The organism is Pseudomonas alcaligenes (assembly GCF_014490745.1).
GTDB classification, from domain to species: domain Bacteria; phylum Pseudomonadota; class Gammaproteobacteria; order Pseudomonadales; family Pseudomonadaceae; genus Aquipseudomonas; species Aquipseudomonas alcaligenes_C.
The window spans coordinates 526,841-542,851 of sequence record NZ_LZEU01000001.1 but is presented as its reverse complement, the minus strand read 5'-3'; the positions used below and the strand labels follow the sequence as shown (position 1 = coordinate 542,851).

General features: G+C 63.0%; 14 protein-coding genes and 1 pseudogene. 13 read left to right on the top strand and 2 right to left on the bottom strand.

Going from position 1 to position 16,011, the window contains the following annotated elements:
- Positions 1 to 132 precede the first annotated feature (132 nt).
- From istA to A9179_RS02435, 8 genes and pseudogenes are all read left to right on the top strand, one after another.
- Positions 133 to 1,677, top strand: coding sequence for an IS21 family transposase (istA, locus tag A9179_RS02470; RefSeq protein WP_187804281.1), 1,545 nt, complete (start codon positions 133 to 135; stop codon positions 1,675 to 1,677).
- Complete coding sequence (gene istB / locus A9179_RS02465; RefSeq protein ID WP_187804280.1) at positions 1,670 to 2,419, top strand: IS21-like element helper ATPase IstB; 750 nt, start codon at positions 1,670 to 1,672, stop codon at positions 2,417 to 2,419. The genes istA and istB overlap by 8 nt, the downstream gene beginning before the upstream one ends.
- Before the next feature lie 2 nt (positions 2,420 to 2,421).
- Complete coding sequence (locus A9179_RS02460) at positions 2,422 to 3,276, top strand: hypothetical protein (RefSeq protein ID WP_187804279.1); 855 nt, start codon at positions 2,422 to 2,424, stop codon at positions 3,274 to 3,276.
- Entirely contained in the window at positions 3,266 to 4,216 is a 951-nt protein-coding gene (locus A9179_RS02455; RefSeq protein WP_187804278.1) for a tyrosine-type recombinase/integrase, read from the top strand. The genes A9179_RS02460 and A9179_RS02455 overlap by 11 nt, the downstream gene beginning before the upstream one ends.
- 72 nt (positions 4,217 to 4,288) lie before the next feature.
- Positions 4,289 to 4,585: a type II toxin-antitoxin system MqsR family toxin gene (locus A9179_RS02450; protein ID WP_187804277.1), complete on the top strand. Its 297-nt coding sequence runs from the start codon at positions 4,289 to 4,291 to the stop codon at positions 4,583 to 4,585.
- 2 nt (positions 4,586 to 4,587) lie between these two features.
- Positions 4,588 to 4,989, top strand: coding sequence for a type II toxin-antitoxin system MqsA family antitoxin (locus A9179_RS02445; protein ID WP_187804276.1), 402 nt, complete (start codon positions 4,588 to 4,590; stop codon positions 4,987 to 4,989).
- Between the two features lie 33 nt (positions 4,990 to 5,022).
- Positions 5,023 to 5,160, top strand: a pseudogene (locus A9179_RS23135) (RHS repeat-associated core domain-containing protein); the annotation flags it as partial.
- Positions 5,161 to 5,516: 356 nt separating this feature from the next.
- The gene (locus A9179_RS02435; RefSeq protein ID WP_187804275.1) at positions 5,517 to 6,023 is read left to right on the top strand and encodes a tetratricopeptide repeat protein; all 507 of its coding nucleotides are present in this window, start codon (positions 5,517 to 5,519) and stop codon (positions 6,021 to 6,023) included.
- Between the two features lie 225 nt (positions 6,024 to 6,248).
- Here A9179_RS02435 and A9179_RS02430 read toward each other — a convergent pair whose 3' ends face one another.
- Positions 6,249 to 7,898 carry a phytoene desaturase family protein gene (locus A9179_RS02430; RefSeq protein WP_187804274.1) on the bottom strand — a complete coding sequence of 550 codons (1,650 nt, stop codon included), beginning with the start codon at positions 7,896 to 7,898 and terminating at the stop codon, positions 6,249 to 6,251.
- A 125-nt stretch (positions 7,899 to 8,023) separates the two neighbouring features.
- Between A9179_RS02430 and A9179_RS02425 the strand changes: the two genes are divergently transcribed.
- The 3 genes from A9179_RS02425 (at position 8,024) to A9179_RS02415 (ending at position 11,063) form a co-directional block, all read left to right on the top strand.
- Positions 8,024 to 8,560 carry a PadR family transcriptional regulator gene (locus A9179_RS02425; protein ID WP_187804273.1) on the top strand — a complete coding sequence of 179 codons (537 nt, stop codon included), beginning with the start codon at positions 8,024 to 8,026 and terminating at the stop codon, positions 8,558 to 8,560.
- 65 nt (positions 8,561 to 8,625) lie between these two features.
- Complete coding sequence (locus tag A9179_RS02420) at positions 8,626 to 9,882, top strand: HD-GYP domain-containing protein (RefSeq protein WP_187804272.1); 1,257 nt, start codon at positions 8,626 to 8,628, stop codon at positions 9,880 to 9,882.
- A gap of 125 nt (positions 9,883 to 10,007) precedes the next feature.
- Complete coding sequence (locus tag A9179_RS02415) at positions 10,008 to 11,063, top strand: methyl-accepting chemotaxis protein (protein WP_262410509.1); 1,056 nt, start codon at positions 10,008 to 10,010, stop codon at positions 11,061 to 11,063.
- 10 nt (positions 11,064 to 11,073) lie between these two features.
- On the opposite strand, the gene A9179_RS02410 is transcribed toward A9179_RS02415, so the two are convergent.
- Entirely contained in the window at positions 11,074 to 11,910 is an 837-nt protein-coding gene (locus A9179_RS02410) for a 23S rRNA (adenine(2030)-N(6))-methyltransferase RlmJ (protein WP_187804271.1), read from the bottom strand.
- A 180-nt stretch (positions 11,911 to 12,090) separates the two neighbouring features.
- On the opposite strand from A9179_RS02410, the gene A9179_RS02405 reads away from it, so the two are divergent.
- Positions 12,091 to 13,893, top strand: a complete 1,803-nt coding sequence (locus A9179_RS02405) for an acyl-CoA dehydrogenase (protein WP_187804270.1) — start codon at positions 12,091 to 12,093, stop codon at positions 13,891 to 13,893.
- 283 nt (positions 13,894 to 14,176) lie between these two features.
- Positions 14,177 to 15,919 carry a potassium/proton antiporter gene (locus A9179_RS02400; RefSeq protein WP_187804269.1) on the top strand — a complete coding sequence of 581 codons (1,743 nt, stop codon included), beginning with the start codon at positions 14,177 to 14,179 and terminating at the stop codon, positions 15,917 to 15,919.
- Positions 15,920 to 16,011 lie beyond the last annotated feature (92 nt).

Below are 16,011 nucleotides of genomic sequence, written 5' to 3'. Positions count from 1 at the left end.
CCTGTCAAGACGAGAGCCAGTGCGCAGGCGCTGGCTTCGGGGCCTCGCTGTATCCCTTTTTCGATTGCGTCTAACGATGCCGACCCAGCGCGCCCTACAGATGGCTGGAGCCGGCTCGCGGAGGGTACAGCCATGCAAGTTCAAACCTACCGTAAGGCGTTGCATCTCCACTGCTGCTCGACCATGAGTCAGCGACAAATTGCCAGGCTGGCGAGCATTTCCATCAATACCGTCAAAAGGATCGTGTCTGTCGCGCAAGCCAACGAATGGGACTGGGCAGCCGTCCAGGACATGGACGATCGCCAACTGAAAACCTGCCTTCGCGGAGTTCGGCAGCAGGAAAATGGCAAGGTCATGCCGGACTGGGTGGCCATCCATAAACTGATGCAGGCCAAACACCAGACCTTGATCCAGCTCTGGGAGGAATACCGCGATCAACTCAAGTCAGCGGCCTACTCCTACTCACAGTTCACCTGCTACTACCGCGAGTTCCTGAGCAAGATCGACATCACCATGCGGCAGATCCATTACGCAGGCGACTGCATCTTTGTGGATTTCGCTGGCCAGACTATTCCGTGGTTTGACGCCGTGCGCGGCAAGCAACGCGAGGCCCAGCTCTTCGTCGCCGTACTGGGCTGTTCCAACTACCTTTTTGCCTGGGCCTGTGCCAGCCAAAAGTCACCGGACTGGATTGAGGCGCACAACCGGATGTTCCAGTTCTTCGGTGGTGTACCGATGACGGTGATCCCGGACAATCTCAAGTCCGCGGTGATCACTCCAGGCAGCGAGCCCGTAATCAACAAGACCTACCAGGAATTGTCAGAGCACTACGGTTTCGTGGTGGTACCAGCTCGGGTACGAAGACCTCAGGACAAATCCAAAGCAGAGCTCGGCGTGAAGCTAGCCACGCTGTGGGTGACCATGCCTCTTCGTCGACGGCAGTTTTTCAGCCTGGAAGAGATCAACGCTGCTTTGGCTGAGCTGCTGGAGAAATTGAATCGGCGTTCCTTCAAACGCCTGCCCGGCAATCGCTTCGAGCGATTCCAGGAGCTGGATAAGCCTGCTCTGAAAACACTGCCACCAACCCCCTATGAGTACGGCGAGTGGATGGCCGCTCAGAAGGTTGGCCCGGACTACCACGTCTATGTGCTGAACCACGCCTACTCGGTCCCCTGGCGCTTGGTAGGAGAACGGGTAGAGGCCCGCATTAGCTCTTCGACTATTGCCCTGTTCCACCTGAATAAGCGAGTAGCTATTCACCCTCGCGACGACACACCGGGGGAAGCGTCAACTAACCCCAATCACCGCCCAGAAGCTCACCAAGCCTATGCCTCACGGACCGCGCACCACTACCTCGAATGGGCTTGTGGTCTTGGTACGGCTACCGCGGAGGTCGTGCAGGCGCAGTTTCAGGGTAAGGCTGACTTTTCCGTCGCCGGCAGCAAGGCCTGCCAGCAGTTACAGCACCTGGCCAAGAACTACGGCAATGCCAGGGTCGAGGCGGCTTGCGCGAGGGCCTTGGCCATCCAATCGCCAACGATCAAGAGCCTGCGATCCATCCTGCAGCACCGGCTGGATGAGTTGCACCGGCCCGTGCATCCCGCTGCCGTCCTGATCCCGCCCCACGCCAATGTACGCGGCTCCGACTACTACGCCGAGGAGAACCGCCATGAATGAGCAGCAGACAATCGAGCAGCTTCAAGCGCTGAAGTTATTTGGTATGGCCAGCGCCCTAACTGCACAGCTGGAAAGTCCCAGCACACAGAGCCTGCCATTCAGTGATCGCGTTGCTCTGCTGGTCGAGGCGGAGTTCCATGATCGTGACAATCGTCGGCAGCGACGCCTTATGGCGCAGGCGAAGTTAAAGATGCGCAACGCCTGCCTGGAGGATATCGACTACAGGCCACGGCGCGGTCTGGATAAGGCACAGCTGCTGTCGCTCGGGCAGTGCCAATGGATCGAGCGCCATCAGCATTTGCTCATTACCGGGCCTACCGGCGTCGGTAAAACCTGGTTGGCTTGCGCCTTCGGCATGCAGGCCATCCGACGCGGCTGGTCCGTCGCCTATCACCGGGTCAGCCGCCTGCTGGAAGAAACCGAAATTGCCAGGGCTGACGGTTCTCTTGTCAGCTTTCGCAATAGGCTCGCGAAATGCCATCTACTTATCCTCGACGATTGGGGCATGTCGCCGCTCTCTGATATCGGCCGGCAGGATCTGTTGGAGTTCGTCGATGACCGAACTGGGGCCGGGGCGATCCTGATTGCCTCCCAGCTGCCAGCAACCAAGTGGTACGAGTACATCAACGAGCCGACGCTGGCAGATGCCATCTTGGATCGCATCGTGCACCGGGCACACAAGATCGAGATGCGCGGCGACTCCATGCGTAAAAAACATGGCCTCGAAGATGGGGAGGACTAGCTATGTACGAACCCCATCAGATTCAGCACCAGGATGTGCTGATCCATTACCCCATCCTTCGCTGCGCCTATAACGACGGCATGGCCGACAGACTGGTGGTCAACCAGGTGCTCGACTACTACTCGGAAACCCTGCGCAATCACTCGAAGGCTCTAGCCTTTTTACAACGCCGAGGTATCTATCGGCTCGATCTCTTGGCTCACTTTCGTCTGGGCTTTGCAGACCGGTCCCTGGGTCATCATTTGCGCAAGATGAGCCGCCTGCAGGAGGAGATGATCAGAGGTGCCTTGCAGCGTGTCGGGCTGCTAAGGACGTCGGGACACGAGCTGTTTCGTGGAGCAGTGCTGTTTCCAATGCTCGATCAGCAAGGGCAGATCCTCGGTGGCTATGGGCGGCGGATCACGCCCAAGCTGACGGCACACTCGGCCTATCACGTGCACTGGCATTTGGAGCATCGCGGCTTCTTCAACCAGGCGGCGCTGTTCGAGTTTCCCGAGTTGATTCTCTGCAAAAGCCCAATCGAGGCATTGACCTGGTGGTACCACGGCCATAGAAACGTGGCGGCCATCCAGGGGTTCGCCGGCTTTGACGATGAGCACCTGCACCTCCTGCAGAACAGTTTGATCAAGCTGATCTACATCGCCTTTGGCACTTCTCGCCCCGAGCTGGATGAGGCTCGCCGGATCGCCCATCTGCTTGCTGAGAACAGTATCGAGGTGCGCGTGGTTTTGTTTCCTCTCGGCTTGGACGGCAACGGCTTTGCTTCGTCGGTGGATGACCCAGCAGCGGAGCTGTCGCGCTTGCTGAAGGACGCCTTGGCGCTGCCGGAGAGCAAGGGAGGTGGCCATGAACACTGATTATCCGAGCAGCCTGTCAGGGTGTGTGTCCTTCTACATCGAGGACTGCCTGGCGCGCGGACAAAGTGATGCGACGGCCACCACCAAGACAGCGCTGCTGCAGCAGTTCGTGCTCTGGTGCCAGCCGCAGGGTATTTGCGATGTTTCGCAGGTCGATCTGGATTTGCTGGAGCGCTATCGCAAGTACCTTTATCGCTACCGCAAGCGTCGCGATCACGAGCCATTGGAACTCTCGACCCAGCGCATGCGGTTGATGGCGGTGACCGGCCTTCTCAAGCGCCTACATGCCTACGACATCTTACAGTCGGAGCCCTACGCTAGGTTCCCGTTGCCCAGGGTACCGAGGCAGATACCCAAGCAGATCCCTGACGAGGAAGAGATCGAGCCCATCCTGCATCAGACGACGATCAACGGCCGGATGGGGCTAAGGGATCGGGCCATCCTGGAGGTCTATTACGCCACCGGTATACGCCGAGCCGAGTTGGCCGGGCTGGATATTCGGGACGTGGATTTCAAACATCAGATCGTCACCGTTCGCAAAGGGAAAGGTAGTCAGGATCGACGGGTTCCCATTGCACAGCGGGCACTCGATTCGATTGAGCGGTATCTCAGCGAACTCCGCAGCAAGCTGGCAACAATGGCCAGCGGTGAAGCGCTCTTTCTTGGAGGAACAGGCAAGCGCATCCAGAAGAGCAAACTGACCGAGCTTGTTGGCCGGTGCATTCGCCGCTCCGGCATCGGTAAGAGCGGCTCCTGCCACGCCCTTCGCCACGCCACCGCGACACACATGCTGCGCAATGGAGCGGACATTCGGTATGTGCAGGAAATGCTCGGGCACCTGTGCATCGAGAGCACCCAGATCTACACCCATGTGACCATCACGGATCTGCAAGGCGTTTACAGCAAAACGCATCCGGCGGCCCGAGGCTCCGACCGCTGAGGACAGACATCCCATGGGACAGTTCCATTAACCAAGTTGCCAAATATAACCTAATAGGTTAGCGTAAACGATATGGAAAAAAGAACTCCGCACTGCAAGCTGACGACCGTCAAAGCCTTGGTCGAAGCTGGGAAAGTGCGCTCCACCATGTCCGCCCTGACTGGAGGGGCGGCGTTGGGGTTCGACTTTGAGGGCATCGTCGGCGTTGTCATGGCGCTGGCCCCGGCAGATTTCTACAAGAGCATGACCACGCACGCCGATCACACGGTCTGGCAAGACGTGTATCGGACGGACACGGAAGCCGGAGAGGTCTACCTGAAACTCACGGTCATTGATGATGTGCTCATCGTGTCCTTCAAGGAGCTATGAACATGAAATGTCCATCCTGCGCAGCGGCGGAACTGGTGCACGACACCCGTGACCTGCCGTACACCTACAAGAACGAGTCGACCACTATTCCGGCAGTAACCGGCGACTTCTGCCCGGCCTGCGGCGAGACGGTTCTGGATGCAGGTGAGTCGGCCCGCGTCAGTGCAGCGATGCTGGGGTTTAACAAGCAGGTGAATGCTTCGATCGTCGACCCGAACTTCATCGCCAACGTCCGCAAGAAGCTCGCCCTCGACCAACGTGAGGCAGCTGAAATTTTCGGCGGCGGCGTCAATGCGTTCTCGCGTTACGAGAACGGCAAGACCAAGCCTCCGCTGGCCCTGGTGAAACTGCTCAAGGTGCTTGATCGCCACCCCGAACTGCTGAACGAAGTCAGGACTGCATAACCTCGCCCAAGCGGGTAATCGGGAAAATTCCTTTACAACTACTTCCGCGATTACGACCCGCAGCTCGGGCGCTACGTCGAGAGCGATCCGATTGGGCTAAGGGGCGGGCTGAATACCTATGGCTATGTCACAGGAAATCCTCTGAGATTTATTGATCCATTTGGACTGGAACTCGCCGAATCTTGGGGGGCAACTGGAGCCGTGGCTGGTGGAGCTGTTGCAGTTGGAGGCTCTTTGGTTGTTGATGCGGCAACAGGCGGGCTGAATATTCTTGCTACACCTGCAGAAGTAGCTGCTGGCGTGGCAATCGGCGGCGCTCTAGGCACAGCTCTTGGGCATGCAGCTGACAAAGCTATTGAGTGGTGCTCTGAAGACGACGAAGAGCCCTGTGAGGACGAAGTCAAACACTGCGAGCAAATCTGTGAGGACTCAATGTCTGACCCCAACCGACAACATGTATGGGGGGGTAGCTGGAACACCTGCATGATGGGTTGTGTTTCCCAACGCTGCGGAGGCAACAGAGTAAATTGAATCAATTAACCGATATCAAAAAGCTAGACGCCCTCATCAAAAATAAAAATTACGATGAGGCCCTCATTCTTTGCAACATCCTGCTAGAAGAGAAGAACTCCGCTGAGCATCGAGATCTTTTACGCAAGAGATCCCATATACACAGTTTACTAGGTGACTATCAGCAAGCCATTGGTGATCGCCTTGAGCTTATCGACGAGGCCCAAGAGGAGGCGGACATCTTCTTTGCCTCTTTATATTTAATTAGAGCTGGAAAATTCAAGGATGCATATCGAACAGTGAACATGGGCATTGCAGAGCTGCCTGAAACGCATACGCCATACACTGACGAGCTTGTATTTCTCAGGGCATATACCCTCGTGAAGCTGGAGCTATATCAAGAGGCAATTGAGGCGTGCAGCCACATAAAGGACGGCATGAAGATGTGGATATCAAACTTCAACACGCCCACTTCAAAAGATGAACTTATAAAGGCCGCAGAGAGCAAGTCAAGCGCGATCTGACTTCACAGCCCCTCCAACTCTCGCTTCACTCTAGTCATCTCTTATCCCCCAACTGCCTAACCCAGGCAGTTGGGGGATATTTCCGCGCAAGCTTAAATCACTTTCGCGGGCGAATCATTTTCGCCAGCAGGGTGTTCAAGCCTTTCCGGCGCCGTGTATCAGGTTAGGCCGGCACGGTGTTCAAGTTGGAGCAGCGCCTGCAGACTGCCCCAACCTACAACTAACTCATAACGCCTGAGGCTGCTCCGCGGCCTCGGCCTTCTCCTCAGGCTTCCAGCTCTTCAGCAGCTTGCCAATCTGGTAACCGCGCCAGCCAAGCATCCGCGTGGCGGTCAGCACGCCGGCCATCAATGCGCCGCCGACTCCGGCGGTGACGGTGTCGGCGCCGGTCAGGTAGAGGCCCTTGATCGGTGTCTGGCTGTGGATCCAGTGCTGGTCGAAGCGTTGCACCGTGTGGTCGATGCCGTAGATCTCGCCTTCCTCGTTCCACTGGTACCACTCGGTGGACAGCGGCGTGCCCAGCTCGCAGAAGTCCAGGGCGCCGCGCAGTTGCGGTTGGTGCTGGTAGAGGGTTTCCAGCAGCTGTTCGGTGAGCTGGGCCTTGAACGCCTCGTACTCGGCGCCGCGCTTGCCCCAGGTGGTGCCCTTCCACTGGGCGAACCACTGCGGCTGGGTCGGCGCGACGATTTCCACCGTGGCCTTGTGCGGGTAATGGGCATCCCAGGCCGGATCCTTGGCCGAGGGGAAGCTGATGTAGATCAGCGGCATGGCCGGGTTCTGCCCGGCCATGAAGCTGCTGACATTGTGGTCGTGATCATGGCCCGGGTAGACCCAGTAGTTGGTCTTGGGCAAGCCCAGCTCGGCGGCGCTGCCCTTGAAGCCGGCGTACAGGCACAGGGTGGCGGCCGACAGCTTGACCTTCTGCAGCGGCGCCAGCAGGCCATGCTCGTTGGCCACCGCCGGATCGAGCAGGCGGGTATAGGTCGGTACCAGGCCGGCGCAGCTGACGATCTGCGGTGCGCGGATTTCCAGGCCATCCTTCTGCATGCGCACGCCGACCGCGCGGCCATTCTCCACCAGAATCTTGTCGACCCCGGCATAGGTGAACACCTGGCCGCCAGCCGCCTCGATCAGCGGGATGATGTTTTCGGAAATCTTGATGGCACCGCCCACCGGGTAGTTGCCGCCAGTGATGTAGTGCTTGGCGACCATGGCGTGCATGACGAAGGCCGCTTCGGACGGCGGCAGACCGTAGTCGCCCCACTGGGCGGTGAGCACGCCGATCAGCTCCTGATTCTGGGTCAGGCCTTCCAGCACTTCGCGGGTGGTCTTGAAGAAATAGGTCGGCAGCCACAGGCGGCGCAGCTTGGCGTAGAGCATGCCGAGCGAGCGCGGCAGGGCCTGGCCGGCGAAGAAGCGTGGCACCCGCGCGCTGACTTCGCTGAGCAGCTCGACGTAGCGGTCGATCGCCGCCTCCTCGCCGGGGAAGTGCGGCTTGATCTCGGCCTTGAACTCCTCGCGCCCGGCCACATAGTCGTAGGTCTTGTCGCCAATGACGATGCGGTCGTAGTGGGCGTCCATCGGCGCCCATGCAATCTTGCCGTCGCTGATCACATCGAAGATGCGGCGGATCGCCGACCAGGGTTTGTGCACCTCGCCGATGTAGTGCACGCCCACGTCCCACTCGTAGCCTTCGCGTTCGTAGCTGTGGGTGTAGCCGCCGGCGGTGTAGTGCTGCTCCAGCACGCACACGCGCTTGCCCAGCTTGCTCAGCAGGGCGGCGGTGGTCAGGCCGCCGATGCCGGAGCCGATGATGATGGCGTCGTAGTCGTCGCGAAGCAGGCGCGAGCGCAAGCGGGTACCAGTGCGTTTCATGGGGGTCTCCTGCGTTGTTCTTGTTATGCAAGTTTTTGCATAGTAGATAGCAGCTGCAGACCATGCAACTTTTTGCATAATCCGTATACTGCGGCGCATCGCCCCTCGGCCTGTGAACCCCGCCCATGTCGCTCAAACACGCCATCCTAATCCTTCTGGAAAGCCAGCCCGGCAGCGGCTACGACCTGCTCAAGCGGTTCAAGGATGGTCTCGGCTATTTCTGGAACGCCAAGCACCAGCAGGTCTACCAGGAGCTGAAGAAGCTCAACGCCGCCGGCTGGCTGGAGTATGAGGAACAGGCCCAGGACACCCGCCCGGACAAGAAGATCCACCGCCTCACCCCGGCCGGCCATGCCGAGCTGCAGCGCTGGCTGGCCGAGCCGGTGCAGCCGAACCGGATCAACGATGCCCTGCTGGTGAAACTCTACGCCGGCGCGCACACCTCGCCGGACAACCTGCGCGAGGAGATGGCTCGCCACGTGGCCGTACACCGCAAGACCCTGGACAGCCTGCTCAGTATCGAGCGCGACTACCACGCCCTGCCCGCCGAGCAACGCACGGCCCTGCGCCTGCCCTACCTGACCCTGCGCCGCGGCATTCTTGGCGAGCAGTCGTGGCTGGCCTGGGCCGCCGAGGTCGAACAGGAACTGGCGCGCGGCTGATGGCTGCCAGGCCCGGCGCAAAACGCTAGACTGCCAGCAAATAGCCAGCAGTCCTCGATACCAGCATGCCTGCCGCCCCCGCCGTCTACATCGTCCCCGAGCAACTGTGCATCGGCCTGTATATCCAGCTCGACCTGGGCTGGTGGGAGCATGATTTCACCTTCAGCAGCTTCAAGATCAAGGACGAAACCCAGCTCCAGGCCCTGCGCAAGCTCGGCCTGCAACGCCTGCGCTATGACCCGGCGCGCAGCGACTGCGCACCGCTGGAGCTGGCTGCCGACGAGGCCCCGGCGCCTGTCGAAGTGGCCAAGCCCGATCCCGCGGAAGTCGCCCGTCAGGCCCGCGCCGCCAAGCTCGGCGCCCTGCGCAAACGCCTGGCCGAGGTCGACCGCACCTTCGTGCAGGCCAGCCAGCGGGTCAAAACCCTCAATCAGACCCTGCGCAACCAGCCGGAAGACGCCCTCAAGCTGGCCGGCGAGGTGGTGCGCGAGCTGGTGGCAGCGCTACTCGGCGAGGACGGCGCGGCCCTGCACAGCATCAACGGCAAGGCCGCCGACGACGCCTACGTACACCCGCTGAACGTCACCGTGCTGGCAGTGATGCTCGGTCGCCAGCTCGGCTATGACAGCGAGGCCTGCCACAGCCTGGGCCTCGGCGCGCTGCTGCACGACATCGGCAAGCTGGAAGTGCCGAGCAAGGTACTGCTCAAGGCCGAGCCGCTAAGCCGCCCCGAGCAGCAGCTGTTCCAGCTGCACACCGAGTTCGGCCTGCGCCGCGGCCAGCAGCTGATGCTCGACGACGAAGTGCTGCGGATCATCCACGAGCACCACGAACACTGCGACGGCAGCGGCTACCCGCGCGGCCTGCACGAAGCGGCCATCGGCCGCCTGAGCCGGGTGGTGAGCATCGCCAACCACTTCGACAACCTGTGCAACCCGCTCAACCCGCGCGAGGCACTGAGCCCCCACGAAGCCCTGGCGCTGATGTTCAAACAGCACCGCGAGCGCTTCGACGAGGTGGCGCTGAAGGCCTTTATCCGCAGCATGGGCGTCTACCCGCCAGGCAGCCTGGTGCAGCTGGAGGACGAGCGCTATGCCCTGGTGCTGGGCATGCACCCGAGCCTGCCGCTGAAGCCGACATTGATCCTCTACGAACCGAAGATCCCGAAAAGCGAGGCGCTGATCGTCAACCTCGAACAGGAGCCGCAGCTGGCCATCGCCCGCAGCCTGCGCCGCTCGCAGCTGCCGGCCGAAGCCCTGGACTACCTCAACCCGCGCGAACAGCTGAGCTATTACGTCGACCCGCGTCAACGCGGAAAATAAGCCGTCACCGTAGGGCGGGTGCAACCCGCGTGACCGCAACTCGCGGGTTACACCCGCCCTACGCAAAGCGACCTAAACTCTGCGAACCGTGCCCGTTCGCCCCTAAGCAGTAGACCCGGCCAGCCATGCACAACCCGCGCTTTTCCGACCTCCACGAGATTCCGCCGAAAGCCTTCAGCGCTGCCGCCCTGGCCCTGCAGATCGCCCCCTGGCTGCTGGCCGGCGCCGCCGCCTGGCTGGGCATGCCGTTGTGGATCTGCCTGTTCGCCGGCGCCAGCCTGAGCCTCGGCGTGCTGCCGGCGCTGGCCACTGCCACCCACTGGCGGGCGCTGATGCAGCCACGCGCCGTGGTAGCCGAGCCGGCACCCTGGATCGCGGCACTGGCCGCCGAACTCGCCACCCACAATGAGCAGCACCTGGCCCTGCTCGCCCGCCTGCGCCAGCAGCTGGACGCGCAGGCCAGCGCCCAGGGCCAGCAGTGGCAGGCCCTGCACGAGCAGATTGCAGAGTACGGCCACAGCGCCCAGCAGCTCCTGCCTCCCGCCGCCGCCAGCACGACGGACAGCAGCCAGGCCCTTGCCGGCCTGGCCGCCGACCTGCAGCAGACCCGCGACCAGGCCGGCGAACTGGCCGGGCAGATGCTGGCCATCACCCAGCAGGGCGAAACCATCCTGCGCGCCACCGACGACATGGACGCCATCGCCAAGCAGACCAATCTGCTGGCCCTGAATGCCGCCATCGAAGCGGCGCGGGCCGGTGACAGCGGGCGTGGCTTCGCCGTGGTCGCCGACGAGGTGCGCGCCCTGTCCAGCCGCTCCACCGACTTCTCCCAGGCCATCCGCAGCACGGTCGCCGGCATGCTCGAGGCCCTGCAGCGCACGGCGGCGCAGGCCGGGCAGCTGGCCCGACTCGATCAACAGGGTATGGATGAGGCCAGCCGGCAGATCGGCGCCCAGCTGGAAACTCTCGCCGAGCAACAGGCCGCCGCCCAGACGAGTGCCGGGCAGCTGTGCGGGCTACTGCAGGAGCTGGCCCGACAGGCCGCCCAGTTCAGCCCGCCGGCGAACCAGACGGACGCCGTACTGGGGCAGCTGGACGAACAGCAACGGCACCTGGCCGAACTGGCCGGGCGGCTGCAGCAGCAGGCCAGCAGCGATCGAGCCGAGCCGGCCGGCAGCTGAGGCCTGCGCCTTACTCGGCGATCAGCCAGTCCAGACGGAAGCTGCCCTGGCTCTGCGCCAGCTTGTCGGCCAGCCACGGCAGCAGCTGCTTGAGCTCGTCTTCCAGGCCCCATGGCGGGTTGGCGATGACCAGGCCGGAGCCGGCCAGGCGGTTGGCGTCGTCGGCGGCATGCACGAACAGCTCGACGCGCAGCAGCTTGGGTGCACTGGATTTGCCCAGATCCTGGTAGAAGCGCTTGAGCTGGCGCTCGTCCTTGATCGGGTACCAGATGGCCACCACGGTCTGACGCATGCGGCCGATGGCCTCGTCCAGCGCGGTGACGCAGCGCTGCAGCTCGTCGGCCTTCTCGAACGGCGGGTCGATCAGCAGCAGGGCGCGCTTCTCCGCCACCGGCAGCAGGGCGCGCGGCACGTGCCAGCCCTCGCCCAGGTGCACGGCCACGCGGCGGTCGCCCTTCATGTTGTCTTTCAGCAGCTGGCCGTCTTGCGGGTGCTTCTCGTTGAGCAGCACGCGATCCTGCATGCGCGTCAGCTGGCGCGCCAGCTCCGGCGAGCCGGGGTAGTAGCGCAGCTCATCGTCCGGGTTGAGGGCGTGCAGCACGCCGAAGTAGTCGGCAGTCGCCTCCGGCAGATCGGCGGCATCCCACAGGCGGGCGATGCCTTCCAGCCATTCACCGGTGCGGCTGGCCTCGTCTCCCTTGAGGTCGTAGAGGCCGACCCCGGCATGGCTATCGATGCAGACGAACGGCGCTTCCTTGCGCGACAGCAGGGCGATGATGCGGCTCAGGGTGATGTGCTTGAGCACGTCGGCATGGTTGCCGGCATGGAAGGCGTGACGGTAGTTCATGGTGATGATTCCTCGCGAGGCGCGAATTGTAGCCCGAACCAGGCGGCCAGCCGTAGGTCGGGCACAGGCGACGGCGCGGCAGAAACGTGCAGGTTTGGCGGCTTTATCACGCTTATGGATGTTGCTAGGCAGCCTTTATTCACCGAACTAGACTCCGGCCATCTCAAAGGAGGCATGTCCATGTCCGAGTCCCTGCTCAGCTCCCGCAACCTGGCCTTCGAGCTCTACGAAGTGCTGGACGCCGAAGCCCTGACCCAGCGCGAGCGCTTCGCCGACCATAATCGCGAGACCTTCGACGCCGCCATCGCCACCGCCCGTGGCATCGCCGAGGAGCTGTTCGCCCCGCACAACCGCAAGAACGACGAGCACGAACCGCAGTACGTGGACGGCGCCGCCGTGCTGATCCCGGAAGTCGAACCGGCCCTGCGCGCCTTCCACGAAGCCGGCTTCCTCAACGCTACCCGCGACTTCGAGGCCGGCGGCATGCAGCTGCCGCACCTGCTGTCGCAGGCCTGCTTCGCCCACTTCCAGTCGGCCAACTGCGCCACCAGCTCCTACTCGATGCTGACCATGGGCGTGGCCAACCTGATCGAGTCCTTCGGCAGTGCCGAACAGCAGCAGCGCTTCCTGCAGCCGATCATCGACGGTCGCTTCTTCGGCACCATGGGCCTGACCGAGCCGCATGCCGGCTCCTCGCTGTCGGACATCCGCACCAAGGCCGAGCCGCATGCCGATGGCAGCTACCGGATCAAGGGCAACAAGATCTTCATCTCCGGCGGTGACCAGCCGATCTCGGAGAACATCGTGCACATGGTGCTGGCCAAGCTGCCGGACGCGCCACCCGGGGTGAAGGGCATCAGCCTGTTCATCGTTCCCAAGTTCCTGGTCAATGACGACGGCTCGCTGGGCAAGCGCAACGACGTGACCCTGGCCGGCCTGTTCCACAAGATGGGCTGGCGCGGCACCACCTCCACCGCACTGAACTTCGGCGATAACGGCGACTGCGTCGGTTATCTGGTAGGCAAGCCACATCATGGCCTGAGCTACATGTTCCAGATGATGAACGAGGCGCGCATCGGCGTCGGCATGGGCGCCATCATGCTCGGCTACGCCGGCTACCTGTACTCGCTGGACTATGCGCGCAACCGCCCGCAGGGCCGCCACGCCGACGGCAAGGATCCGACCAGCCCGCAGATCTCCATCGTCGAGCACGCTGACGTGCGGCGCATGCTGCTGACCCAGAAGGCCTATGTCGAAGGCGCCTTCGACCTCGGCCTGTACGCCGCGCGGCTGTTCGACGATACCCACAGCCTGCCGAGCGAGGACGAGCGCAAGAAGGCCCTGGAGCTGCTCGACCTGCTCACCCCGATCGTCAAATCCTGGCCGTCGGAGTTCTGCCTCAAGGCCAACGAACTGGCCATCCAGGTACTCGGCGGCCACGGCTACACCCGCGAATACCCGGTGGAGCAGTACTACCGCGACAACCGCCTCAACCCGATCCACGAAGGCACCCACGGCATCCAGTCGCTCGACCTGCTCGGGCGCAAGGTGTCGATGAACGGCGGCGCCGCACTCAAGCAGCTGATGGCCCTGATCCAGGGCACCTGCCAGCGCGCCAGCCAGCACGAGTCGCTGAACGCCCTGCGCCAGCCGCTGGAACAGCTGGTCAACCGCCTCGGCACCGTGACCCTGGCCCTGCTCGGCGACCTGATGGCCGGCAAGGTCAACCAGGGCCTGGCCAACTCGGCGCTGTACCTCAAGGTATTCGGCCACGCGGTGATCGGCTGGCGCTGGCTGGAGCAGGCAATCCGCGCCGCCGAAGGCCTGGCCCGTGGCAATGCCGCCGATGCCGACTTCTACCAGGGCAAGCTGCAGGCCGCGCGCTACTTCCTGACCTGGGAAGTGCCGAGCTGCCACCACGACCTGGCCATCCTCGAAGCCCGTGACGACACCTGCCTGGGCATGCAGGACGCCTGGTTCTGATTCGACGCTTCAGCTTTTTCCGCCCCGCGCACATGCGGGGCTTTTTTTGCCCGGAGGAAACCCATCTGACCGCTGGCGCAACTCTGGCCACGCAGCTAAGCCGCTGATTTGCGAGAAGAACAGCGCCCATTCAGAGGCCGTTTCCTTTTGACAGGATGGCGAAGCGGCAGGTTATTATCCGGCATGATCTCTGCTTAGGATCTGTTGACGCAGCAGTGCGGCCAGCGCCGCCCGTGAACAGAACCTAGAGCGTCACCCCTCGCCTTCCGCCCGGAGTACGCCCTTGGACGCCAGCACCATCAATAGCCTGTTCCTGATCGGCGCATTGCTGGTGGGCGCGAGCATCCTGGTGAGCTCGGTGTCCTCGCGCCTGGGCATCCCGATCCTGGTGATCATCCTCGCCGTGGGCATGGTCGCCGGTATCGACGGCCCCGGCGGCATCGGCTTCAGCAACTACCCGCTGGCCTACCTGGTGGGCAACCTGGCGCTGGCCATCATCCTCCTCGACGGCGGTTTGCGCACACGGGTATCGAGCTTCCGCGTGGCCCTGTGGCCGGCGCTATCGCTGGCCACCCTGGGCGTGCTGATCACCACCGGGCTGACCGGCATGGCCGCCGCCTGGCTGTTCAACCTGAACATCCTGCAGGGCCTGCTGATCGGCGCCATCGTCGGCTCCACCGACGCCGCCGCGGTGTTCTCCCTGCTCGGCGGCAAGGGCCTCAACGAACGGGTCACGGCGACCCTGGAAATCGAATCGGGCAGCAACGACCCGATGGCCGTGTTCCTCACCGTGACCCTGATCGACATGCTCGCCAAGGGCCAGAGCGACATCAGCATCGCCTTCCTCGGCCACCTGCTCAGCGAATTCGGTATCGGCGCCCTGCTCGGCCTCGGCGGCGGCTGGGTGCTGCTGCAGCTGATCAACCGGGTCAGCCTGCCCAATGGTCTGTATCCCCTGCTGGTGGTCAGCGGCGGCCTGCTGGTGTTCGCCCTGACCAACGCCCTGCACGGCAGCGGAATCCTCGCCGTGTACCTGTGCGGCCTGGTGCTGGGCAACCGGCCGATCCGCTCGCGCCACAGCATCCTGCACATGCTCGACGGCATGGCCTGGCTGGCGCAGATCGGCATGTTCCTGGTGCTCGGCCTGCTGGTGACCCCGCACGACTTGCTGCCCATCGCCCTGCCGGCCCTCGGCCTGGCGCTGTGGATGATCCTGTTCGCCCGGCCGCTGTCGGTGATGCTCGGCCTGATGCCGTTCCGCGCCTTCCACGACCGCGAGAAGGCCTTCATCGCCTGGGTCGGCCTGCGCGGCGCGGTGCCGATCATTCTCGCCGTGTTCCCGATGATGGCCGGCCTGGAACATGCCCAGCTGTACTTCAACCTGGCCTTCTTCATCGTCCTGGTCTCCCTGCTGCTGCAGGGCGCCAGCCTGCCCTGGGCAGCCAAGCTGCTGCGCGTCACCGTACCGCCGGAGCCGGCGCCGATCTCACGCGCCGGCCTGGAAGTGCACCCGACCAGCGAGTGGGAGCTGTTCATCTACCGCCTGGGTGCGGAGAAATGGTGCATCGGCGCGCCGCTGCGCGAGCTGAAGATGCCCGAGGGTACCCGCGTCGCCGCGCTGTTCCGCGGCACCGAACTGCTGCACCCGTCCGGCAGTACCCGCCTGGAAGCCGCCGACATTCTCTGCGTGATCGGCCACGAGCACGACCTGCCGAGCCTCGGCAAGCTGTTCAGCCAGGCTCCGCAGCGCGGCCTCGACCTGCGCTTCTTCGGCGACTTCGTGCTCGAAGGCGACGCCCAGCTCAGCGCCGTGGCCGCGCTCTACGGTCTCAAGCTGGAAGGCGCCGAGGGCCAGCTGCACCTGGGCCGCTTCATCGCTCATCAAATCGGCGGCCAGCCGATCGTCGGCGACCAGGTGGAATGGAACGGCCTGACCTGGACGGTGGCAGTGATGGACGGGAACAAGATCCGCAAGGTCGGCGTCAAATTCCCCGAAGGGCAGGCCAAGCCGGGCCTGTTCCTCTAGTCCACGGCACTACTGTCACATCCGCCGATCCAACCTCGCTTTGCGAAGCCAGGGACACGTCACCCCATGGGGCGTGCCTCTGGCATATCATT